The sequence below is a fragment of the Anabaena sp. PCC 7108 genome, assembly GCF_000332135.1.
In the GTDB taxonomy this organism is placed as follows: Bacteria; Cyanobacteriota; Cyanobacteriia; order Cyanobacteriales; family Nostocaceae; genus Anabaena.
The window spans coordinates 2837729-2860164 of sequence record NZ_KB235896.1 but is presented as its reverse complement, the minus strand read 5'-3'; the positions used below and the strand labels follow the sequence as shown (position 1 = coordinate 2860164).

Annotated in this window: 22 protein-coding genes and 1 pseudogene; 12 read left to right on the top strand and 11 right to left on the bottom strand. The window is 39.5% G+C overall.

The features are described from left to right. Positions 1-6: 6 nt before the first annotated feature. The 3 genes from ANA7108_RS27330 to ANA7108_RS0113500 form a co-directional block, all read right to left on the bottom strand. Complete coding sequence (locus ANA7108_RS27330) at positions 7-801, bottom strand: PAS domain-containing protein (protein WP_016951333.1); 795 nt, start codon at positions 799-801, stop codon at positions 7-9. A gap of 86 nt (positions 802-887) precedes the next feature. After that, complete coding sequence (locus tag ANA7108_RS0113505) at positions 888-1421, bottom strand: methanogen output domain 1-containing protein (protein WP_016951332.1); 534 nt, start codon at positions 1419-1421, stop codon at positions 888-890. 340 nt (positions 1422-1761) lie between these two features. Continuing rightward, the gene (locus tag ANA7108_RS0113500) at positions 1762-2340 is read right to left on the bottom strand and encodes a PleD family two-component system response regulator (RefSeq protein WP_016951331.1); all 579 of its coding nucleotides are present in this window, start codon (positions 2338-2340) and stop codon (positions 1762-1764) included. Positions 2341-2687: 347 nt separating this feature from the next. Here ANA7108_RS0113500 and lipA point away from each other — a divergent pair, with 347 nt between their 5' ends. Together lipA and ANA7108_RS0113490 are read left to right on the top strand one after the other, a co-directional pair. Then, positions 2688-3590: a lipoyl synthase gene (gene lipA, locus ANA7108_RS0113495; RefSeq protein WP_016951330.1), complete on the top strand. Its 903-nt coding sequence runs from the start codon at positions 2688-2690 to the stop codon at positions 3588-3590. A 110-nt stretch (positions 3591-3700) separates the two neighbouring features. Continuing rightward, positions 3701-3820 carry a photosystem I protein PsaX gene (locus ANA7108_RS0113490; protein WP_016951329.1) on the top strand — a complete coding sequence of 40 codons (120 nt, stop codon included), beginning with the start codon at positions 3701-3703 and terminating at the stop codon, positions 3818-3820. A 104-nt stretch (positions 3821-3924) separates the two neighbouring features. Here the strand turns inward: ANA7108_RS0113490 and ANA7108_RS0113485 are convergent, their stop codons facing one another. Continuing rightward, the gene (locus ANA7108_RS0113485; protein ID WP_016951328.1) at positions 3925-4791 is read right to left on the bottom strand and encodes a branched-chain amino acid ABC transporter permease; all 867 of its coding nucleotides are present in this window, start codon (positions 4789-4791) and stop codon (positions 3925-3927) included. Positions 4792-4972: 181 nt separating this feature from the next. On the opposite strand from ANA7108_RS0113485, the gene hrmK reads away from it, so the two are divergent. After that, on the top strand, positions 4973-6799 hold the full coding sequence (gene hrmK / locus ANA7108_RS0113480) for a hybrid histidine kinase/response regulator HrmK (RefSeq protein ID WP_016951327.1): 1827 nt from the start codon (positions 4973-4975) through the stop codon (positions 6797-6799). Positions 6800-6920: 121 nt separating this feature from the next. Here hrmK and ANA7108_RS30205 read toward each other — a convergent pair whose 3' ends face one another. Continuing rightward, positions 6921-7061: a hypothetical protein gene (locus tag ANA7108_RS30205; protein WP_158318362.1), complete on the bottom strand. Its 141-nt coding sequence runs from the start codon at positions 7059-7061 to the stop codon at positions 6921-6923. Between the two features lie 72 nt (positions 7062-7133). Between ANA7108_RS30205 and larE the strand changes: the two genes are divergently transcribed. Then, complete coding sequence (gene larE, locus ANA7108_RS0113470) at positions 7134-7976, top strand: ATP-dependent sacrificial sulfur transferase LarE (RefSeq protein WP_016951325.1); 843 nt, start codon at positions 7134-7136, stop codon at positions 7974-7976. Between the two features lie 64 nt (positions 7977-8040). Here larE and ANA7108_RS0113465 read toward each other — a convergent pair whose 3' ends face one another. Further along, a complete protein-coding gene (locus tag ANA7108_RS0113465; protein ID WP_016951324.1) occupies positions 8041-9108 on the bottom strand; it encodes an SGNH/GDSL hydrolase family protein in 1068 nt (355 codons plus the stop codon). A gap of 221 nt (positions 9109-9329) precedes the next feature. Between ANA7108_RS0113465 and ANA7108_RS0113460 the strand changes: the two genes are divergently transcribed. Next, a complete protein-coding gene (locus ANA7108_RS0113460; RefSeq protein ID WP_016951323.1) occupies positions 9330-9542 on the top strand; it encodes a hypothetical protein in 213 nt (70 codons plus the stop codon). Positions 9543-9774: 232 nt separating this feature from the next. Here ANA7108_RS0113460 and ANA7108_RS31390 read toward each other — a convergent pair. Further along, positions 9775-9879, bottom strand: a pseudogene (locus ANA7108_RS31390) (site-specific DNA-methyltransferase); the annotation flags it as partial. A 589-nt stretch (positions 9880-10468) separates the two neighbouring features. Between ANA7108_RS31390 and ANA7108_RS30200 the strand changes: the two are divergent. From ANA7108_RS30200 to ANA7108_RS0113445, 3 genes are all read left to right on the top strand, one after another. After that, complete coding sequence (locus tag ANA7108_RS30200; protein WP_016951322.1) at positions 10469-10693, top strand: hypothetical protein; 225 nt, start codon at positions 10469-10471, stop codon at positions 10691-10693. Positions 10694-11536: 843 nt separating this feature from the next. Continuing rightward, entirely contained in the window at positions 11537-13546 is a 2010-nt protein-coding gene (locus tag ANA7108_RS0113450) for a long-chain fatty acid--CoA ligase (RefSeq protein WP_016951321.1), read from the top strand. 39 nt (positions 13547-13585) lie between these two features. Further along, a complete protein-coding gene (locus ANA7108_RS0113445; protein ID WP_026104172.1) occupies positions 13586-14035 on the top strand; it encodes a YlqD family protein in 450 nt (149 codons plus the stop codon). A gap of 135 nt (positions 14036-14170) precedes the next feature. Here the strand turns inward: ANA7108_RS0113445 and ANA7108_RS0113440 are convergent, their stop codons facing one another. After that, positions 14171-14695, bottom strand: a complete 525-nt coding sequence (locus ANA7108_RS0113440) for a hypothetical protein (protein ID WP_016951319.1) — start codon at positions 14693-14695, stop codon at positions 14171-14173. 395 nt (positions 14696-15090) lie between these two features. Between ANA7108_RS0113440 and ANA7108_RS0113435 the strand changes: the two genes are divergently transcribed. After that, positions 15091-16389, top strand: a complete 1299-nt coding sequence (locus tag ANA7108_RS0113435) for a dihydrolipoamide acetyltransferase family protein (protein ID WP_026104171.1) — start codon at positions 15091-15093, stop codon at positions 16387-16389. A 305-nt stretch (positions 16390-16694) separates the two neighbouring features. On the opposite strand, the gene ANA7108_RS0113430 is transcribed toward ANA7108_RS0113435, so the two are convergent. From ANA7108_RS0113430 to ANA7108_RS31200, 3 genes are all read right to left on the bottom strand, one after another. Then, positions 16695-17114: a hypothetical protein gene (locus ANA7108_RS0113430; protein ID WP_016951317.1), complete on the bottom strand. Its 420-nt coding sequence runs from the start codon at positions 17112-17114 to the stop codon at positions 16695-16697. 70 nt (positions 17115-17184) lie between these two features. Beyond that, on the bottom strand, positions 17185-17877 hold the full coding sequence (locus tag ANA7108_RS0113425; RefSeq protein WP_016951316.1) for a hypothetical protein: 693 nt from the start codon (positions 17875-17877) through the stop codon (positions 17185-17187). Positions 17878-18153: 276 nt separating this feature from the next. Continuing rightward, complete coding sequence (locus ANA7108_RS31200; protein ID WP_255344928.1) at positions 18154-18288, bottom strand: hypothetical protein; 135 nt, start codon at positions 18286-18288, stop codon at positions 18154-18156. A gap of 50 nt (positions 18289-18338) precedes the next feature. Between ANA7108_RS31200 and acs the strand changes: the two genes are divergently transcribed. The 3 genes from acs (at position 18339) to ANA7108_RS0113405 (ending at position 22324) form a co-directional block, all read left to right on the top strand. After that, complete coding sequence (gene acs, locus ANA7108_RS0113420; RefSeq protein WP_016951315.1) at positions 18339-20309, top strand: acetate--CoA ligase; 1971 nt, start codon at positions 18339-18341, stop codon at positions 20307-20309. 436 nt (positions 20310-20745) lie between these two features. Continuing rightward, positions 20746-21669, top strand: a complete 924-nt coding sequence (locus ANA7108_RS0113410; RefSeq protein ID WP_016951313.1) for an energy-coupling factor ABC transporter permease — start codon at positions 20746-20748, stop codon at positions 21667-21669. Continuing rightward, a complete protein-coding gene (locus ANA7108_RS0113405) occupies positions 21662-22324 on the top strand; it encodes an energy-coupling factor transporter transmembrane protein EcfT (RefSeq protein WP_016951312.1) in 663 nt (220 codons plus the stop codon). Before ANA7108_RS0113410 ends, ANA7108_RS0113405 begins: the two co-directional genes overlap by 8 nt. The last annotated feature ends 112 nt before the right edge of the window (positions 22325-22436 follow it).

Genomic DNA, 22436 nt, shown 5'->3' with positions numbered 1-22436 from the left:
CATGGCTTAGTCTAAACTCCAGATAGAATGGATAATTTTAATTATATCTTCTACTATAAAATCCACATCTATCACTTCTCTAATATTTTGGATTTCTTGAGGAGCATTGGGATAATATTCTTGATATTTATCTAATAATTTCAACAAATTTTCAATATAATTTTCGGCATGAAATAGATTACCATAAATAAAATTTATCGGATTATTGATTTCGTGTGCTACACCAGCAACCATCTGACCTAAACTAGACATTTTCTCAGATTGAATCAGATGAGTTTGGGTAATTTGTAACTGCTTTAATATTTCTCTTAGAGCAGTTGTACGTTCCTCAACTCTGATTTCTAGTTCTTGATTAGCTTTGAAAAGTGCCTCTTCTGCTTGTTTCCGTCTATAAATTTCTTTAGCTAGTTCATCTACTTTATTAGTAAGCAAAATAAAGTTAATGCTCGCTGATTTTCTCTCTTCTAAGCGGAGAAGAATTAAGGCTAAAGATTCATTAGACCAAGGTTTAATAACGGCTCCTTGACAACGACAGACTAATGTTTTTCCGTGACTATTTTGCAATGTTAATGAACCTAAAACCATTGAGCGGCTACGAGAACAGGCTTTTAGATACACAGAAATTTTACTATGAGGCTCAGTCGCAAGATCAAAAATCATCTTCTCTTGCAATTCCTGACGGCGTAACCCCAACATATCTGCTACTGGTTGATTAGTAGCTAGTATTTGACCATCACTATTCACTAAAAGTAAAGGTTCTGGCAAAACTCTGGCAAATTCAATAAATTGTTCAGGAGTCATGCGGTCTCTATTTTAATTTTTTGAGCATTTTGATGAAAATGCAATCAGAATCTAGGATTGGCTAACTAATAATGAATTTATCTAGTTTATAAACCTTTGAAATACTCTCTTCCTGGTGCATCTTCTGACTCTAGTGTGGTTTTTAGATAAACTACTATTTTGCATCCATCTGCACCCTTTGCTATTGTCTCTTGCAACTCTACTTTGGCATATCCCAAATTATCAGATGCAATAGTTCCAAAAACATTTGAAGTCATCATACACATAGCAGGACGATCAATTACTTTTTCTGCAAATGGGCAAATGTGGTTTCCAAAGACGATTTTTTCATTATTCTCCTCAATGACATAAAAATCACCCTGAATTCTTCTTTTCAAGTCAATCAAGACTCCTACAACTTGCTTATGGTTAAGATTTGATACTTTCAGGGCAGACTTATAATCTTCGTTAATCTGTCTACCCATGCTTTCACCAACTACGCTAATAAATCCAGAGGCTTCTTCTAAACCTACTATATCCTGTAATGTTCCTGACAATTCTCTGATTAAGGTACGTAAAAAAACATCACGCTCTAAGGGGACATAGACATGATCTAATGATTGGTTAGCGTATTCGTTCATAAATTTGAAAACTACAGTTTTTGAACTCTACTTACATAGTTCCCAAAAATAGCTCATAATCAACTATCTAATTAATAATTAACTTAATTTTAATCTCCCACACAATTCTTAACCCGCATTAGGTGGGTTTTATAGAAACCTGCATTACTAAAAAAAACTGAAGTATGTAACAAAAAATAAAGTTATCCAAAAACCTCTTCTATTTGTGTAGTTGAGACTTCTACCCCAGTCCAAAAAACCTGCCGTTCTCTTACTCTAAGTACAAGTCGGCAGGTTTTAGTCAGTCCATAACTGTTTTTATTGACTGAAATATTTCGGGGGATAATAGCAAGAGCCAATACTACTTAATTTTCTGTTTAATAAATGTTACTACCTGAGTTAGCTGTTTCTTCAAGTTATCAATTTCTGCTTGCATCTTGACAATTTTGGCATTTAGTGCGTCAATATCAGCAGCAGAGCTACTAGTCTCCATAACAGGTTTTACTGCTACTGGTTCTTGCTTAGGCGCTATTACTATTGGAGGAGCAGTATCTGTGTTACCTTTTTTACTAGCCTTGTCCATCGCTGACTTAATTGCACTAATCAACTGCCGTTTATCAAAAGGCTTGTTGAGAAATTCAAAATATTCAAACGGTTCAGGAATTTTTTCTGTTACTTCTTCTTTGCGACCAGACATGATCACCAGAGGAATTTTCTTTAATTCTGACTGGGATTGAATTTTCTGGAAAACTTCCCAGCCACTCATTTTCGGTAGTATAAAATCCAACATGATCAAGCTGACTTTTTCATTAAGGATAAGATTATATCCTTCTAAACCGTCTTTTGCTTCTAATACCTCAAAGTTACCCTGAGGTAACATTTCGCGTACTTTTACCCTAACAACTGTAGTGTCATCGATAACTAGAATTTTGTTTGCCACGACTGATTACTCTACCAGAAAGTTTAAGTGTAGATAGCTGTTTGCCGATTGAAATTAAGAATTCCCCCACTATATACAAAATTTATGTTGATTGGGGGAGAGTATATTTCTGTATAAGTGTCAAAACTACAAGTAGTTTATCAAACTGCTGCTTGTGCTGTAATTGATTTGTATCATAGTAATTCAGTAAACTGAAAAATGCGCCTTAATGTTCAGTAGTCGGTGATCAGTAGGTTGAAAAATCTGATGTTACAAGCTTTTCATCTGATTTTAGCTGCTCCATTATTTCTGCCAACCTGGACTAGTATATCTTTTATCTTTATTTTTGGATCTTACTCTTGATATCTATGACTTCTTTAAGACAAGCCGAACTCAAATCAGAAATTACAGCAATGCCTAGCTGGTTACGTCGTTCCCTTGGTAAAGCCAGTGAAATCTCTACGGTACAACGTATTATTAAGCAGCGGCAAATTCACACAATTTGTGAAGAAGGACGCTGCCCCAATCGGGGTGAATGCTATGCCCAAAAAACGGCGACTTTTTTACTTATGGGTCCAACTTGCACACGCTCTTGTGCTTTTTGTCAAGTAGATAAAGGTCATGCACCAATGCCTTTAGATATGGAAGAACCACAAAAAGTCGCAGAAGCAGTACAGATTTTAGGCTTGGAATATGTGGTACTGACTTCTGTAGCCCGTGATGATTTGCCAGATGGGGGTGCTAGTCATTTTGTGACGACCATGGAGACTATCCGCCAAATAAACCCAATAACTCAAATTGAAGTCCTAACACCAGATTTTTGGGGTAGTGCGGGTGTGGTAGGACAACGCCAGGGGATAGAGATGATTGTCAAAGCTCAACCAGCTTGTTTCAACCATAATGTGGAAACAGTACGCTCTCTAACTGGTTCTGTGCGGCGAGGGGCAAAGTACGATCGCTCATTAGCAGTGCTGGCGACAGTTAAAGAAATCGATGCCTCTATTCCCACTAAATCAGGTTTGATGCTGGGACATGGAGAAACGATTGAGGAAGTAGTGGAAACAATGACGGATCTTCGGGCTATAAAATGCGATCGCTTGACTATGGGTCAATATATGCGCCCGTCTTTAGAACATCTCCCAGTGCAAAAATACTGGACACCAGAGGAATTTGAGCAACTTGGCAGCATAGCCAGAGATATGGGATTTAGCCACGTTCGTTCTGCACCTCTAGTTCGCAGTTCTTATCATGCTGGGTCAGATAATAGTTAACTGTTATCAGTCTGTTCCCTGTTCTTACAAAAATATTTTTAAAGAATTTGGGTAATTGGTGCTGGTGTTTGGTATTTCTTAAAAAGTCACGAAATTTAGGAGAACTGCTAATGACCGCTAAAGGTAAAACTGCTGCAAAACCTAGCTACGTCTTTCGTACAGGTTGGGCTTTACTACTGTTGGCTATCAATTTTTTGGTAGCAGCTTATTATTTCCACATCATTGACTAGTTAGAAGTGGATTGGTGCTGCTTAAATCAGTGAACAGTTATCAGGGACATAGTGTAGTGTTTCACACCCGCTATGTAACTGGTAACTGGAAAACTGATCACTGTTCACATCGTTCCTTTGAATAAACCTTTGGGACGAATGAGCAGCACCAAAATCATTATGAACAGGGCTACACCTTGTTTATATTGAGAACCTAGCCAAAGAGTACTCACTTCTTGTACGATGCCAATAATGAAAGCAGCTGCGATCGCGCCGTAGGGGTTGCCAATTCCGCCTAAAATTACAGAAGCAAACAAAGGCAAAATCAAAAACCAGCCCATATTCGGTCTAACAGCAGTAATCAACCCATACATACTGCCGCTTAAAGAAGTAAAAGTTCCCGCAATCACCCAAGTCCAAAAAATTACTCTGTCAACGTTGATACCAGATACTCTGGCTAAATCTAAATCATCAGCAACGGCTCGCATAGCTTTACCAATTTTGGTGTTTTGGAGAAGGTAGTGTAATAACACAATAGCCAGCACTGCTAACCCCAGTACCCATAATTGATTTTGCGGCACTTTTAAATTCCCAATTTCTAAAGCAGGAGTAACAGGTAAATTATAGTTTTGATTTTTACCTCCCCAAATAAAAATAATCCCATTGCGGAGAAATAAAGCCAGTCCAATGGAAATAATAATTAGTGTTGTCGAAGTAGCACGGATAAACCGCATTTTTGACCAGAGCAATTCTTCAGTCAATAACATCTCAGCTACTGTCCCCACTGCGGCAAACACCATTGATAGCCAAATAGGCAAACCACGATTATTTCCTAGCAAGGTTAGATAAGCTCCCATAGTCAGAAAGTCCCCGTGAGCAAAGTTAGATAATCGTAAAATTCCATAGGTAAGTGTGAGTCCAACTGCTGCCAGAGCAATAATACTCCCCACAGCAATGCCGTTGATGATTAATTGAGCTAGTTGTGTATCCATTGTTTTAAATCTCTATTAAGAAAATTTTCGGTATGTAATTTTCTGCAATAATGGTGCGATAAGCAGTTAAAATTGACACTATCAGTTATTTTTGACAAATAAAGAAAAATTGTCAGTTAATATACATAAAATCAGGTTCATATTTTCCTACAAAGATAAATTTTCAGCGGTCTAGTTGACCATGCAGCAGTCTTCAAGCTTACCAGAACAGAACTCACAGATAAATGAAACGCCAGCGCTTTTGAAAACAATCCAGCAACTGCGGGAGCAATTGTGGTTAGAAAGCAGCTTGAACCAGTTGCAGTGTCGTCTCAATGATTGTCTACTTTCTGCTTCTACCCAGATGTCAGAGACAAGACCTCCAGAAGCCGAAATTTTTCAAACCGTCGTCAACTTACTTCACAAGGCTTTAAATGGCAGTCGGTTACATTGTGCCGTAGGTATTGCTCTGTTACAACCACAAGAAACAGTTGCTCAAGTTTCCTATGTTTCTAGTTATCCTAGTTCACCAACTCCGAACTTGGAAGTAATATCCACAACAGGAACAAAGCTGCGATTGCGATTACACGCTGCTATCAAATTAGAAGATTTGCAGCAGATGCAGAGACAAAAACCTCCCAAATCTTGGTGTTTAGTTGAGACTTTTAATGGTGTGATGGGATGGCTAATTATTGCCACTACTAACTCTAACTGCGAAGCTTTCAACCCATCACTTTATCAACTGCGATCGCAATTTATTAAAAAAACCATCGAGTATTGTGATCAAGCCCTAACACAAATTAAGCAAATACAATCTTATCAACAACATTGTCAACAGTTAGCAAACTTTAATCAAGAACTAGAACGCAGCAATCAATTGAAAAACCAGTTTTTGGCTAATACCAGTCACGAAATCCGCACTCCTCTTAGTTCTATTATTGGATTTACCCACCTGCTACTAGCACAAGGTTACGAGCCAGAAAAACCACGTCACCAAGAGTATTTACACATTATCCAATCTAGTGGCAAGCATTTGCTGGGTCTAATTAATGATATTTTGGATCTCTCTAAAATTGAAGCTAACCAAATGGAAGTGCAATGGGATATCATCGATGTGCCAATACTATGCCGCAATGTTTTAGCCTTAGTTAAAGAAAAAGCTGCCAATAAGAGTTTAAAACTAAGTATAGAAATAGATCCCGATATCAAAACCTTAGTAGCAGACCCATTGCGACTCAAGCAAATGCTATTGAATTTACTCTTCAATGCTATCAAATTTACAAATGTAGGTAGGGTTGGTTTACGAGTAACTACTCAAGACTTATATTTACGTTTTACAGTTTGGGATACTGGTATTGGCATCTCTCCAGAAAATCAAGCTTTATTATTTCGTCCTTACAGCCAAATTGTTAACTCTGCATCTAGTAGCAATGAAGGAACTGGTTTGGGGTTAGTTGTAACTAAGCAACTTGCAGAAATTCATGGTGGTTCTTTAGAGTTGGAATCGGCAGTAAATCACGGTTCATCTTTTACTATTCTCCTGCCCCTTAAGCCAGTGGGAAAGGTTTTAGAAGCCATAGAATTAACAGCTACCAAGGATTTAGAAGTTAGTCAAGATGTAAATAATTATTCTACATCCCTATCTAAATCTGACATTATTATTAGTTCTTCAGGACAAGTTTTATTAGTAGAAGATGATTTAGCTAATGCTGAATTAATGCGAATTTATCTAGGTAGATTAGGTTATCAAGTGACTTGTGTTAACAATGCTTTTGAAATGTGGAAGATTCTCCCACAGCTACAACCAGCAGTAATTTTAATCGATGTCAGTCTCCCAGATGCCAATGGTTTGAACTTGGTAAAACAACTGCGAGAAAATTCTCAATACCAAAATATTCCCATCATTGCTCAAACAGCAATGGCTATGAAAGGGGATAGAGAAACTTGTCTAGCAGCTGGTGTCAATGACTATATTTCTAAACCAATTGATTTACAACTTTTAGGTAGCATGGTGGCAAAGTATAGCTAATTGTCTGAATCAGGATTTACAGAATGATGATTTTTGATTATTTGTCAGAATCAGGATTTACAAAAAAAGGGAACAGGGCACAGGGAATAAATTGGTGTGTACTTCATTAGACTGGGAAACGCTATAAACCATCATTTTCATCAAAATAGGCTTGTAGTTGAGGAATTTGGGGATTTTTGAGGTCTTTGAGTCGCTTTGCTTCTTCTGCAAATAGTTCTTTGGCTTTATTTAATGCGTAGGTATTTCCTGATTCAGACATCATTGATATTGACAGAACATGGGATGACTACAATAGAAATTGTTGGGTGCTATCAGATTTTGGCATGATTGGGAAATGAAACTAACAGAAAAACTAGAACAATTAAAAGCATTATTTGCAGAAATGGAGCAGGCTTTGATTGCCTACTCAGGGGGAGTTGATAGTACATTAGTGGCTAAGATTGCCTATGATGTGTTAGGCGATCGCGCTTTGGCTGTCACTGCTGTCTCTCCTTCCCTGTTACCAGAAGAGTTGGAAGACGCGAAAATTCAAGCCGCAACTATCGGGATTCACCATCAAATCGTCCAGACTCACGAAATGGAAAATCCCAATTACACCTCTAACCCTGTTAACCGCTGCTATTTTTGCAAAAGTGAACTGCACGATACACTCAAGCCTTTAGCTTTAGAGTTAGGCTATCCCTATGTGGTAGATGGGGTAAATGCCGATGATTTGCACGATTATCGCCCCGGAATTCAGGCTGCAAAAGAAAGAGGTGCGCGATCGCCATTAGCAGAAATTAGTGTCACCAAAGCCGAAGTCCGTCAACTTTCTCAACAACTGGGTTTAGCTTGGTGGGATAAACCCGCTCAACCTTGTCTAAGTTCTCGCTTTCCCTATGGAGAAGAAATTACCATAGCCAAGTTACAACGAGTGGGTAGAGCCGAAATTTATTTACGAAAACTAGGTTGGGAAAATTTGCGGGTACGTTCGGAAGGAAATACCGCACGGATTGAACTACCACCGGAAAAAATTACAGATTTTGTCTTAACTACAGATTTACCCACTCTGGTTAGTGCATTTCAGAACTGGGGATTTATCTATGTAACCTTGGATTTAGAAGGTTATCGCAGTGGTAAATTAAATCAGGTTTTAAACTACCAGATACCCAAACTCTTGGAAAAGTCAGGCATCTAAGCCTTTCGATGGGAGCAACTCCTCCCGCATTCTGATCACAATTTAAAGACACATTAGCTGAAACTCAATTTGCACGTTGAGCAACTCTATATTCTATCTGCTGGAGGGCTGATCGCCATACATCATATCCCTCTGGTGACAAATGCACCCCATCTGTTGTTAACTCTGGAAGTAAGTTGCCTTGAACATCTGTAAACCAATTATGGATATTCAAATAATTAGCACCTTCTTGTTTAGCAATCACAGCAATTTGGGTATTGAGATGACGAATACGGCTGTTGGGAATTTTTGTCCGGCGAATTGGCAAAATTGATTGGACAATAATCCGACTTTTTGGATGCTCCTGGCGTAAACGGCGAATGATTAGACGTTGAGTACGCAAAATTGACAAGTCACTTGCACCCTTGAGTAAATCATTGATACCAACCATCAGGTAAATAACTTCCGGCTTTGTTACCGAAAAGGCCGCTAATCTTTTGAACACTCCTATGGAACTATCTCCAGATATGCCCTGATTTAGCCACAATTTACCAGCAGGAAGTTTGTCTTTAGGAAACCACATACTCAAAGAATCACCCACCAAGATACTCAAACGATTTGTACCTTGTCCTTGGGAAATCGCTCTGGCCTCCATAGCTAGTAAGTCTTTCCAATCTTCATAACTCAGTTTTTGTTTTTTACTGGACTTCCACGAAGCCTGTAAGTCCTCATCATCATCTACACGGGTGTAAATTTGACCCATCCGTAGAGACGCTAACCTCAGATAGTAAAGTTGATTCCCAGAGGCGGGAATTTGGTTAGTTGGTTGGGAACTGAGATTCAGTGATGATTTTATGGGTGTTGGTAAAACGTAGTTCTTGACTTGTGCTAATAAGACATCAAGACTAGGAACTATTTTCTGGGTTGTTGCTGACTGTAAATTCTTTGAAGAAGCGACTTGACTACTGAATTCTGGTAAAGAAATATCAACACTGGGGATAATTTTGTTACCTGATTGCATCCGTGAATCCTGTTGTAAATCCCACAGGAATCCAGTAGTTTCTGGCGGGATACTCGACATCTTTGGGAGAGCCGATGCTGGTAGTGCTAATCCTGTTAACAAGCTCGCTGCCAACAGATAAGGTTCCGTCATCGTTTTTTCTTTCCTCGTAAGTACTCACTGCTTTTCCTTATGACAGCCTTCTCTGACTCAATTCAGGAAAATTTTACTTTCCTTGAGCTTGTATCAATATCCCCCATCAGAATAGTATTTTCGTTTTTTACGTATAAATTATTACCATTAAGATTTTTATAAAAATTTTCGCTATATACAATAACTGCCTTTAACGTGCTAAGATTTATCCGAAGTCATTAATGTTTCCCTGTTTTTCCGTGGCTAGAGCTAGTACAGCAATCGGTGTAAGTCCAATTATCAAAGAGATTGTGCAAAAACAGGCACACTCTACGCGTTTAACCCTGAAAGAAGTTATTCTGATGGGGATGTTAGCAATTGATAAACTTGATGACCAAGGTCGTCAAGAGTTAGCAGATCAAGTCCATCAAATGCAGGTGAATGGTGATATATGAATTCGCCATACCCAAGTTATTCTCAACACCAGTTGGGAAATAGCAGCACTATCCCTTGTGCATTTGGTGGCTGATTCATTAATCAAAGCATTTATAAATAAATGCCCTGCTTTGAATAAATGTTGGTAGGTTCGGTTTGTGTAATCAAGTCCTGTAGTGTTCTCTGTCGGCCTTATAACCGACAAACTCTCAGCATAAAATCAATGTTTGTGCTTTTTGGAACTATCTACTCTCAACTAAATTGATAGCAACCTACCACTAAATAAGCCTCGTTTAGTTCAAAAGATATCCATCGGCGTTGTTGCATCTCGGTAACAAATCCAGTTGTCTTAGAACCTAGAAAGGGATCTCAAACCAGATCCCCTTCATCATCCAGAAACTTAGTAGAAAACTCATTTAACCCCTAAGGATAACGTGCTGAATGGAATTTATTATCGCTTGTTTATAACGGTGTAAATAGAAACCAAAAACTCAGTACTGGCAATTCCCAGTAAATTCTGTGGAATTGCTTCCTAGTTATCCTTTTGGAGTTTCTACCAGGACATATTTAGGTTTTCTTTATCTGCCTGGGGATACGGTTTTTTAAATTATCCAAACTATATTTTTTATAATTGTCGGACAAATTTCTGTCTTTTATTAAAAATTCTTATCGTTTTAAGCACAGTGTGATTGCAGGGTGGGATGATTCCAACCCTACATTTATACTGGCTATATTGTCTAAACCAACCTCTACATTGAGACCCAAGTTCCCCATTAAAAATAAAGATGTAGATGTGAAATTGATGTTTCTGGTTAAAATCCCCAAATCTCACTATTCCCCACCATTAGGAGAACACTGGGAACAGAAATGAGGGCTGAATTTACAGAACTGGCTACGAGTCAACGCATAAGCGGTACAATAGGGGAAACTTGTTATTTCTATCCTGGTGGGTTGTAAATTAGAACCCATTGATGATGGCTTAGATAATTTGCCTTTAAAAGCCAAAAACACAGATAGAAGCTTGGGGAAAGCTAAACAAGCAGCCATATTCATGACTGTGATTAATAATGCATCAATTAAACCTATAGTTAATCACCTCCTCGATCAATCAGGTGGTAACAATAATTCGTCATTAAAGACAAAAAATAAACTTACAGTAGATAGCAGCTAAATTTAGTAGAGAATATAGGCAACGAGCAAAAAATCAATCCAGTGTTACTGCTGAGTCCTGAACGAAAGAAGAAATGGGGGTGGAATCGATGACTAGAAATCCTGAATTTCCAGCAATCTGATTTTCTCTCTTCTGTATTCATGAATTAGGAGAATTACGAATTACCAATTATTGGGACATGGATTGACTTTGATAGTAAAATGCATGGAACTGCATCAAAACTGAACCATTACATTTTCTCTATGTAAATGCAGTTTAGCATATATTTTTGTAAATATAGCAATGGAAAAGGCAGTTAAGACATCAACAGAATCCTACAACTTAGACAATACAAGGTTTCTAGCACTGTCACCTGTCACCTTTTCCCTGTCACCTACTATATAACCATTGAAGTTACGGCACTGTCATAGCGATTTTTAGTCAAGTGAGGTACAAAAACCCCATCTCCGCAAGTGATGAAGGGAATATAAGTAGGTGGGCGTTAAAAATTGTCGTTGGGGTAAGGCAGGGAGCAGCCCTTCGACTTCGCTCAGGAACCAGGGGCAGGGAGCAGGGGGAAAGAGGGTTTCAGCCCTATTTACTTTTCTTCACATACCTTTAAATTTTTCTGTTTACCTACTTAAGCTACCTCATGTGATTAGGAAACGGTACATAGACACAAGATGTGCAACTTTCTAAAATAGAACAAGGTTTTTCAGATTTTTTGTCTAATATTCCCGTCTTCAAAGCTTCTATAATGGTGGGATTCAAAAAAGTTGCACATAAGGTTATACATAGTAGACACTGTGAATATTAAATACTATTAATACAAAAACAATCAAATTATTTTTCCAACAGCTTGTTATGACAAACACAAAATCTGAGTCTTCTTTATTATCTAATATCTCTATTCCTGAGCGAGAATACCAAGAATTACAGCGATTGGTAGATTACACAAAAGTGGAGTCGCTACCAGAAATTTGGTCTTTGGCTGCTAAGAAATTTGGCAGCACTGTTGCCCTCCACAACCCTCACAGTCAACCAGAAATCAAGATTACTTATAGTCAGTTAGCTAATCAAATTCAACGATTTGCATCTGGTTTACAGGCTTTAGGGGTGAATATGGGCGATGGTGTAACTTCCACGTGCGGTGAACGCATTTCCCTGATTGCGGACAACAGCCCGCGCTGGTTTATCGCCGATCAAGGTATTATGACAGCTGGGTCTGTGAACGCAGTGCGTAGCGCTCAAGCCGAACGCGAAGAATTACTATTTATCATCGCCAATAGTGGTAGTACCGCGCTGGTAGTTGAGGATATCAAGACACTCAAGAAATTAGAAGCAGGTCTGAAAGACTTACCCATTAAAGTGGTAATCTTGCTTTCCGATGAAACACCACCAATAGCAGAAAATTTTCAAGTGGTGAACTTCACCCAATTGTTAGAAATTGGTAGCAACCACACTTTAGTTGTCATCAAACAAAGCCGGGATAACTTAGCAACCCTAATTTATACTTCTGGGACTACGGGCAAACCCAAGGGTGTAATGCTGTCTCATAAAAACTTGTTGCACCAAGTAACAAGCTTAGGAGTGTTGGTGCAACCAAAAGTAGGAGATATAGTCCTGAGTATTCTTCCCACATGGCACAGCTACGAACGGAGTTGTGAGTATTTTTTGCTTTCTCAAGGTTGCACACAAATTTACACAAATTTACGTTCTGTCAAAGATGATTTAAAAAAATACAAACCCAATTACATGGTTGCTGTACCCAGGGTGTGGGAATCGATTTATGAAGGAGCGCAAAAGCAATTCCGTACCCAACCAGCTAAAAAACAGCAATTAATTAAATTTTTACTGGCAATGAGCCAAAAATATATCACAGCGCGGCGAATTGCTCAGGGATTAAGTTTAGATCACATCAATGCCTCAGTCATCGAGCGCTCAGAAGCAAAGATAACAGAATTGGCTTTGTTACCGTTTCATGCATTGGGAGAAAAATTAGTTTATGCCAAAGTGAGGGAAGCTACAGGGGGAAGAATCAAGCAAGTGATTAGCGGTGGGGGTGCGCTTCCTAGACATATAGATAACTTTTTTGAAATTATTGGGGTAGAGATTTTACAAGGCTATGGCTTGACAGAAACTTCACCGGTAACTAATGCGCGTCGTCCTTGGCGGAATTTGCGGGGTTCATCTGGACAACCGATTCCGGCTACAGAAGTAAAAATTGTGAATCCAGAAACTCGTCAGCCGCTACCATTAGGAGAACGGGGTTTAGTGCTGCTAAAAGGGCCACAAGTTATGCAGGGCTATTACCAAAATCCCGAAGCGACAAAGAAAGTCATAGATGCTGAAGGTTGGTTTGATAGCGGTGATTTGGGTTGGGTGACTCCTGAAAATGACTTAGTGCTAACTGGTAGAGCTAAGGATACAATTGTCTTAACCAACGGCGAAAATATTGAACCGCAGCCAATAGAAGATGCTTGCTTGCGATCGCCTTACATTGATCAGATTATGTTAGTGGGACAAGACCAGCGTAGCACTGGGGCTTTGATTGTTCCCAATATCGAAGCCTTGGCAAAATGGGCAGAAAATCAAAACTTGATTTTAAGTACAAAAGACGATAATCTTACCCCCTCAGTTAGTCAAAAAGTTAACATAGAGAGTAAAATAATCCAGGATTTATTTCGGCAAGAGTTGAATCGGGAAGTGCAGAATCGTCCAGGCTATCGAGCAGATGATCGCATTGGCCCCTTCAGACTAATTCTGGAACCGTTTTCCATAGAAAATGGCCTGATGACACAAACCCTCAAAATTCGACGATACGTTGTCGCGGAACGGTATCACGATATTATTGACGGAATGTTTGCTAAATAATTCCATTTGCAAACTAGTAAGCGTGAACGTGAAATTTTTATGGATGTCTCCAACCCGCAATTGCTTTTAAAACGTGGCGTTAATGTGAAAGTTATCGTCACTCCTCTCTGGAAAGAGGAAGTACAACAGCAGCTACAGGCTCAGATTAATCAACTTGATCAGCAGCTACAACAACTAGATGTTGAAGGACAAAGAGCAGTTGCTGCAATTCAAAAGCAAAGTTTGCAACCACCAGGACCCCAGACCCTCCAACAAATTGACAATATTCAACTTCAGATCAATCAAAAGAAAAGTGAACTGCTAGAGCAGAAAAATCAGTTACTACAAAATCTTCAACAGGTACAGTTTCTGGAGTTAGATCAAGAAGTCAACCAATTCCAAATGGAAGGCTTTTTTAAGGTAGAACCGGGTGATAACTTAATTAGCAAAATGCAAGTTGAAGTGGTTCTCCGTGATGGCGTTGTCGAAGAAATTCGCGGCGATATCTAAAATGTAGTCATTAGTCATTAGTCATTGGTCTTTAGTCATACAGCAAGCCATAGGGAACAGGTTTGAAAGTCTCTTGACATTTTGTCCCTCCTGCAACCTAACATCTTCTGTAAGTAACTGATCATTGAGCAATGACTAACGACAGGAGTTTGTGAATTTAGTCTTGTCTTGACTACTAGAGAAACATTGCACCTGGGAACCAACCCAGATAATCTCCCATATTGGCGGAGAACTCACTAACAGCGATCGCCCAAAGCGACTCATTTCCATCCGGTATCTAATCGCACGCACAGAATTATCTTTAGTCGGCTTGACTTGTGTAATTGTCACTAATGCTTGATTAGGTTGAGGATAAGCAACCTCGACTTTACGTATTTTAGCCCCTGATGCCACTTCATCCAGAGCATTTAAAGCCAGAGCCGCAGGATCACTACCTTGGAGAGTAGAGTTGATACTTTCTAAAGGTATGATTTTATAATGAGAACGCTCAGGGTAAGCCAGAAATTCTGAGGATTGTTTTTCTACAGCTAGTTGTTGCTGTTGCTCATTGGCAGTTACATTGATCAATGCAGCTGGCTGATGCTGAATTACATAAACCCCAGCAGCAGCGGCAAATATGCTGAGTGTCAAAATTAAAAACAATTTGAACTTTGCCGACATAGTAATAGTATTAAAGGGCAATTTCAAACAGGTTAACGACCATTTTGAATTCTAGATTTTGCTCTCACCCCCAACCACTGCTAATAAGCAGATTTTCTATGTATCTTCCTAGCGGTGAGGAACAGAGATACATAGATATATAGCAATAATTTTAGTTCCTCTTGACTAACTACCAATAATTGCTATGTATATAGACATCACCCAACCCGTTAGGTTCCAATTAGAGGTAGCAGTTCCTCAGCTAGAAGAGAAAATTATCTTCTCTTGTGACTTTTGACTTGATTTGTCCTCAATTCTCAGACCCTTTCATCACCTAAAATTCTCGTGCCAAGATACAATTCGATCTGGCAACAGCTGTTAAAGTCCATAAAATTATTGATTCTGAAACCACCATTATGAGCATTCATGAAGTATTTATGCCGGCGCTGAGTTCCACCATGACAGAGGGGAAAATCGTTTCTTGGGTAAAATCGCCGGGGGATAAAGTGGAAAAAGGCGAAACAGTGGTGGTTGTCGAGTCAGATAAGGCTGATATGGATGTGGAATCTTTCTATGAAGGATTTCTTGCCCATATTATCGTCCCCGCTGGTGAAAGCGCCTCCATTGGCGCGGCTATCGCTTACGTTGCTGAAACAGAAGCAGAAATCGAAACTGCCAAAGCTATGGCTGGTGGAGGAAGTGCTGTGGCTGAAACACCCGCACCCATACCCGTGGCCGCAGCTGCAACAGTAGCTACACCTGCTACAGCCTCTCAAAATGGCTCCAACCATCGAGAAGATCGGCTAGTAGCTTCACCTCGCGCTCGTAAGTTAGCAAAAGAACTCCGGGTTGATTTAAATAGCCTGAAAGGTAGTGGTCCTTACGGTCGGATTGTCGCCGAAGATGTAGAAACCTCCGTTGGTAAAGTTAAGCAACCTACTACCCCTGCTATTACTCCCACTCAACCTGTTATCACCACCACAGCCCAAGCACCTGCTAAACTAACACCCGCAGCCGCCCCAGTTGTTAGCAGTGCTATTCCTGGTCAGGTAGTACCATTAACTACGCTACAAAATGCAGTAGTACGGAATATGGTAACAAGCTTGTCTGTACCTACATTCCATGTCAGTTACACAATTACTACTGATGGACTAGACAAACTTTATAAGCAAATTAAATCTAAAGGAGTGACAATGACAGCGCTATTAGCAAAAGCTGTAGCGGTGACATTACAAAAACACCCTTTATTAAATGCCAGCTATTCCGACCAAGGAATTGTTTATCATCCTCATATCAATGTTGCTGTAGCAGTAGCAATGGATGATGGTGGATTGATTACACCAGTATTGCAAAAAGCAGATGCAGTAGATATTTATTCTCTATCTCGCAATTGGAAATCTTTGGTGGATAAGGCTAGAGCTAAACAACTACAACCAGATGAATACAACAGTGGCACTTTCACACTGTCTAATTTGGGAATGTTTGGTGTAGATACATTTGATGCAATTTTGCCACCTGGACAAGGTTCAATTTTAGCGATCGCCGCCTCTCGTCCGCAAGTGATCGCCACTGCTGATGGTTTGTTTGGTGTTCGTCAACAAATGAAAGTTAATATTACCTGTGATCACCGGATTATTTACGGCGCTAATGCAGCAGCATTCTTGAAAGATTTAGCTAATTTGATTGAAACTAATCCTCAATCTTTGACACTTTAAGCGAAAACTTTAGAAATCAATAAATCTTAATTTCAGACTTGGAATTTTCAAAAAACTCCAAGTCTTTTTTTATATATAGCAACAGACAGGGCGATTAGGACACTAAAAGACTTTTTAGACTGTCATCTGCTATGGGAATCCGCTTTGATTTATGAAAAAATTACAACAGGAAACAGGGTTGAAACTTTTTTTATATGGCTTTGTTCTTAAATTTTGTACCCTACAATCTGCTGTATTGCATCATACGTCAGGATAGCAGAGGTAAAATTTATTCTGACTCCTGACTCTTGCATTTGGCTGCAATATTACAACAACTTATCTAGCAAATTATTTGCTAAATCAAGTAAATTGGGATCATAAATATCAAGATAAGCAGCTAAAATATCTCTCACAGCAGATGCTTTTTCATCTTCTCTAGAAATCCTCAGACATTCTTCTAAATTTACTGCTAAATCAAACAGTGGTTTGTCTCCTAAACAATATCTAATCTTCAGGGCTACATCATCATTACTTACTAGAAATTCCTTAATAGAATCGAATAAAGAATTAGATATTTCATCATCTCCCCAAGTTTCTAACCAATCTCCCTCTACATCTTCAACATAAAGATGGACAAAATTTAAACCATGTTCTAGCCAATCTTGCTGCATTCTCCGAGCCGCTGCTAAAATCTCAGCAAATTCATCCACTTGAGTAATGCTGTTCATTTCTTGTTGGTTAATCATAAATGCTGTCTTGAGCAGGTAACGATGTAGGCTAGGACACAAATATTAGACAGAGAGCAAAAATTTGACTTCAGGAAAAATTGATATACTTTCCTTCCGACAGATGATCACTGTTATACAGCGCCACATTTACTAACTGATTGATAAAGTTACTTTCTCCGGGATTGTAACTTAGGAACAATCCTCTCTCTATTTCCCACAATTGCAGTGAATTTTGCCACTTCTCATACTTTTGGCGATGAAATTCTTCGCTAACACTGGTAACTTGAATACAAAGTGGTTTTTGTTGATGATTACTGATGATTAAGTCTGTTGCCATAGAAAGGTCGGCAATATAACGCTGCCAAAAGCTCCCTTCCCGACGAACTACATCTTGAGCTATTAACTTAATAATATCACCATCAAACTGATTAAACTCTCCCGACATAATTTTTTTCTTCCAAATATAAAATTTGGAATCAGTTGAGTTTATCCACCTAGGGAAAAGGTAACTATACCAGTACCTCTCATTTGGTGTCATTTGATCGAATTTTGCTTTCCGTGCTGCTTCTGAAGGTAAAGATTGAATGATTAGCCAAATTTTAGAATCCGTAATTACTTCTAGGAGAAAGGCCAGAACAAATGGTTTAGCAGTCAAAGAACCAGGACGAGTAAATCTAACCCAACGATTGATCTCATTTAGTCTTTTCGCTAATTGAGGATCTATCAAAGAGGCTTGCTCGGTCAGTGATTTTAGTTTATCCTTTATTTCTTTTGCTTGCAAACTACGCCCTGCTTTTGAGTAACTAACGATTTTGTTAAGAATTTATACCTTTTCTGCGGATGTTCTCAATCATGATTGATTAAATTTTGGTTTAAATTTGGTTTAAAAAAAGGATGCCATTTACAACAATCTATCCAAAGTATTTTTATTGACGAAGTTTTATTCCCTTAGACTACAGGTTTCAACCCAGTCAATAGATGTAAAATACCTATTAACTTAGCAATACACTGTTATCTTACCTTTTTGCAAGGGGCAAGAGGTGTAATTTGGAATTTTCTAAATTACACTTAATATTTTTTTCAGCTTTAACTTGCCGTCAACTGCATATCCTGGCTTAATAGCGGTTAGTGTAATCTGAGTAACTTGGAGACTTTTACCCAGCTTAACGAAAATATCAACACTATTTGACACAACTCCGTTAAAAATAGTTTTCAGTCACAATATCGTTTGCATACATTACCATGTCTCAACCGACTATAGAATCCATCTTACAAGAAAAGCGCCTCTTCCATCCTCAGAGTGAATTTTCGCAAAAAGCCCATATCAAAAGCTTAGAAGACTATCAGCTGATATATAATCAAGCTAAAGCTGATCCTCAACAATTCTGGGCAGAATTAGCAGCAACTGAGTTGCACTGGTTTCAAAAATGGGACACTGTACTAGATTGGCAACCACCTTTTGCTAAGTGGTTTGTCAACGGTAAAATTAATATTTCTTACAATTGTCTTGACAGACATCTTACAACTTGGCGCAAAAATAAAGCTGCCTTGATTTGGGAAGGAGAACCCGGAGATTCTCGTACTCTTACTTATGCTCAACTACATCGGGAAGTTTGTCAATTTGCCAATGTGCTAAAGCAGTTGGGAGCGAAAAAAGGCGATCGCATTGGTATCTATATGCCAATGATTCCTGAAGCGGCGATTGCTATGTTAGCCTGTGCCAGAATTGGCGCACCACACAGCGTAGTTTTTGGGGGATTTAGTGCCGAAGCTTTGCGCGATCGCTTGAATGATGCTGAGGCTAAACTAGTCATAACAGCTGATGGTGGTTGGCGCAAAGATGCAATTGTCCCCCTCAAAGAACAGGTAGATAAAGCTTTAGAAAATAATGCCGTTCCCAGCATTACAGATGTGCTAGTTGTCAAACGCACAAATCAAACAACGCACATGACAGCAGGACGCGACCATTGGTGGCATGATTTACAAAAAGGCGTTTCTGCTGATTGTCCCGCAGAACCAATGGACAGCGAGGATATGCTGTTTGTTCTCTACACTTCCGGTAGTACCGGCAAACCTAAGGGAGTTGTTCATACTACAGGCGGTTATAACTTATACAGTCATATCACCACCAAATGGATTTTTGATTTACAAGACACAGATGTATATTGGTGTACTGCTGATGTAGGTTGGATTACTGGACATAGTTATATTGTCTATGGACCCCTCTCCAATGGTGCAACAACTCTCATGTATGAAGGTGCGCCCCGTGCTTCTAATCCTGGGTGTACTTGGGATATTATTGAAAAGCATGGTGTCAATATTTTTTATACTGCACCGACGGCAATTCGGACATTTATTAAAATGGGTGAACATTTACCCAAAGCGCGGAATCTTTCTTCTCTGCGACTACTGGGAACTGTAGGTGAACCCATTAACCCCGAAGCTTGGATGTGGTATCACAAAATCATTGGTGGTGAACGCTGTCCGATTGTAGATACTTGGTGGCAAACGGAAACAGGTGGGATTATGATTACACCTTTACCTGGGGCAATTCCCACTAAACCAGGTTCAGCCACTCTCCCCTTCCCCGGTATTATTGCGGATGTGGTGGATTTAGACGGTAATTCTGTCCCTGATAACGAAGGTGGTTATTTAGCAATTCGTTATCCTTGGCCGGGAATGATGCGGACTGTGTACGGTGATCCTGAGCGCTTCCGCCGCACTTACTGGGAACATATTCCGCCCAAAGATAGTAAATATACTTATTTTGCCGGCGATGGTGCAAGAAAGGATGAAGACGGCTATTTTTGGGTTATGGGGCGTGTTGATGATGTCCTCAATGTTTCTGGACACCGTTTAGGAACGATGGAAGTAGAATCTGCGTTGGTGTCTCATCCTGCGGTTGCTGAAGCTGCTGTGGTGGGTAAACCCGATGATTTGAAAGGTGAGGAAGTTGTAGCTTTTGTGACTTTAGAGGGGACTTATCAAGCCAGTGAAGAACTGAGTAAGGAACTGAAAAAGCACGTTGTGAGTGAAATTGGTGCGATCGCCCGTCCTGGTGAAATCAGGTTTACTGATGCTTTACCTAAAACCCGTTCCGGGAAAATTATGCGGCGGTTATTGCGGAATTTAGCCGCTGGTCAAGAGGTGTCTGGTGATACTTCTACTTTGGAAGACCGCAGTGTTTTAGATAAGTTGCGGGAAGGTGCATAGTTTGAAATAGTCTCATGCAGAGGCGCAAAGAGTTTTGGCGTTGCTGAATAAGAGGATGATTGAGGCTGACGCGGAAGGAGACGCGGTGACGCGGTGATTATATATTGATGCAGATTCTCAAATCATCCCGCAATTATGCAACGCCAGAGTTTTTTGTGTCTTTGGGTTTTGAATTTGGAATTTTGGATTTTGAATTTTAAATTGTTTTTTAAATTTTGATAAATATTCAAGTAAAATAAATTGACAAAAATTAATTTTATAAAAAATAAGTATAATATTAAACGTATTTATTATTATAAATCTTTCCTAAGTAGCCGCTAAAAATCCCCCAATATGGCATTGTAAAAAAAGGAAATTTATAGTTTGTTATTAAATTGATGCCGTAATTATATTGCTGGCATTAGTGTGAAAAAAACAGGAAAATAAAAGCCAGAATATGCATATACCTGATGGATTTATTTCTGCACCAGTGGCAGGAGCGACTAGTTTAGCGAGTGCAGCAGCTTTGTTTATTGCTTTTGGGCGATCGCAAGAAGGTTTGGGAATTCGTCGCGCTCCGATACTAGGTTTAACTACTGCGTTTATCTTTGCCGCCCAAATGATTAATTTTCCCGTCGCCGGGGGAACCAGCGGACACCTGTTAGGAGGAACCTTAGCAGCAATCATTTTGGGTTGTCCTTGGGCAGGAATGTTGTGTATTGCCACAGTTTTAATTATTCAAGCCGTACTATTTGCCGATGGTGGCATTACCGCTTTAGGTGCAAATATTTTGAATATGGCTGTAGTGGGAGTGTGGACAGGTTGGATATTAACCCAAACCTTACAAAGACTATTTGGGGGTTCCAAGGCACGTTTACCCCTAGCTGCTGGTATTGCTGCCGGTGTTAGTGTCGTAGTAGCCGCTATTGCTTGTGCGATTGAATTAGCCCTTTCTGGAACAGCACCAGTCAACATAGTTTTACCCACCATGACAGGTGTACATATTTTGATTGGTATTGGTGAAGGTTTGATTACAGGAGGTGTCTTGACTTACCTAGCCACAGCCAGACCAGATTTATTACCAGGAGAAGAAGAAAAGTTTCGCGGGTGGTTGGTTCCCATTGTCAGCATATTTCTAGTTGCTGGTGTGTTGTCCTTATTTGCCTCAGCTTGGCCGGATGGTTTAGAAAAAGTGGCAGAAAATATTGGCTTTATTAACTTAGCTGAGAATGTGCGAGTAATTTCACCCACACCCTTAGCTGATTATGAAATTAAAGGTTTAGGAGAAATCGGTACTAGTATCGCTGGATTGGTGGGAGCAACGGCTTGCTTTGGGGTTGCTTTTGGAATTGCCAAAGTCATGAAACCAAAAAATGCTTAAAATTTCGCTGAAAATTTCCCTGCCTTTACGCTTGCAACTGTCCCTAGTAATCGTGATTGGGGCAGCTTTATTAAAGCATTATGCCTGGTCTAATTTAGTTGTGTATGGAGCGATCGCACTTTTGTGGATGTTCCTATTACGCGTCCCTATTCGCAAATTAGGCGGGTTACTAGGTACAGAATTAATTTTTCTGTCTTTGGTAGCTTTACCTTTGGGATGGGAACGAGCTAGTTTTTTGCTCGTGCGTTCCCTAATTTGTTTAATTACCATGAATAGCTTTTTGTTAACTTTACCGCCCCATAGTTTCGGTATCGCCCTCAAAGGCTTACCCGTGCCAGCCCCATTAAAGCAAAATTTACTCTTGGCTGGTCAATACTTAGAAATTTTGCTCTCAGAAGTAGCACGAATGCAACGTAGCGCCCAATTACGCGGTTTAAATGGTGCTGGGGGATGGCTACGCTATGCTAGTGCCGCGATGATTGGAGCTTTGTATCTCAGGACTTTAGAAAGGTCAGAACGAGTTTACAGCGCCATGATCGCCCGTGGTTATAACGGACAATTACCCATAGATTCCACCCTCAGACCAAAAGAACGTTTTACACTAATAACAGTAGGAATAACTGCTACTTGTATAACCTTCAATTCCTACTTTTAGCTGTACTAGTTATTTACCGTCAAAAGTCACAGGTCAAAACTCACAAGTCAGAATGCAAATGACCAATGACCAATGACCAATGACCAATGACCATTTATATTTGAGTGGTGAA

Bases quoted from the DNA above. Each gene is read 5' to 3' on its own strand.
- ANA7108_RS27330 (WP_016951333.1), bottom strand. From the start codon at position 801: ATGACTCCTGAACAATTTATTGAATTTGCCAGAGTTTTGCCAGAACCT.
- ANA7108_RS0113505 (WP_016951332.1), bottom strand. From the start codon at position 1,421: ATGAACGAATACGCTAACCAATCATTAGATCATGTCTATGTCCCCTTA.
- lipA (WP_016951330.1), top strand. From the start codon at position 2,688: ATGACTTCTTTAAGACAAGCCGAACTCAAATCAGAAATTACAGCAATG.
- ANA7108_RS0113490 (WP_016951329.1), top strand. From the start codon at position 3,701: ATGACCGCTAAAGGTAAAACTGCTGCAAAACCTAGCTACGTCTTTCGT.
- ANA7108_RS0113485 (WP_016951328.1), bottom strand. From the start codon at position 4,791: ATGGATACACAACTAGCTCAATTAATCATCAACGGCATTGCTGTGGGG.
- hrmK (WP_016951327.1), top strand. From the start codon at position 4,973: ATGCAGCAGTCTTCAAGCTTACCAGAACAGAACTCACAGATAAATGAA.
- ANA7108_RS30205 (WP_158318362.1), bottom strand. From the start codon at position 7,061: ATGATGTCTGAATCAGGAAATACCTACGCATTAAATAAAGCCAAAGAA.
- larE (WP_016951325.1), top strand. From the start codon at position 7,134: ATGAAACTAACAGAAAAACTAGAACAATTAAAAGCATTATTTGCAGAA.
- ANA7108_RS0113465 (WP_016951324.1), bottom strand. From the start codon at position 9,108: ATGACGGAACCTTATCTGTTGGCAGCGAGCTTGTTAACAGGATTAGCA.
- ANA7108_RS0113460 (WP_016951323.1), top strand. From the start codon at position 9,330: ATGTTTCCCTGTTTTTCCGTGGCTAGAGCTAGTACAGCAATCGGTGTA.
- ANA7108_RS0113450 (WP_016951321.1), top strand. From the start codon at position 11,537: ATGACAAACACAAAATCTGAGTCTTCTTTATTATCTAATATCTCTATT.
- ANA7108_RS0113445 (WP_026104172.1), top strand. From the start codon at position 13,586: ATGGATGTCTCCAACCCGCAATTGCTTTTAAAACGTGGCGTTAATGTG.
- ANA7108_RS0113440 (WP_016951319.1), bottom strand. From the start codon at position 14,695: ATGTCGGCAAAGTTCAAATTGTTTTTAATTTTGACACTCAGCATATTT.
- ANA7108_RS0113435 (WP_026104171.1), top strand. From the start codon at position 15,091: ATGAGCATTCATGAAGTATTTATGCCGGCGCTGAGTTCCACCATGACA.
- ANA7108_RS0113430 (WP_016951317.1), bottom strand. From the start codon at position 17,114: ATGATTAACCAACAAGAAATGAACAGCATTACTCAAGTGGATGAATTT.
- acs (WP_016951315.1), top strand. From the start codon at position 18,339: ATGTCTCAACCGACTATAGAATCCATCTTACAAGAAAAGCGCCTCTTC.
- ANA7108_RS0113410 (WP_016951313.1), top strand. From the start codon at position 20,746: ATGCATATACCTGATGGATTTATTTCTGCACCAGTGGCAGGAGCGACT.
- ANA7108_RS0113405 (WP_016951312.1), top strand. From the start codon at position 21,662: ATGCTTAAAATTTCGCTGAAAATTTCCCTGCCTTTACGCTTGCAACTG.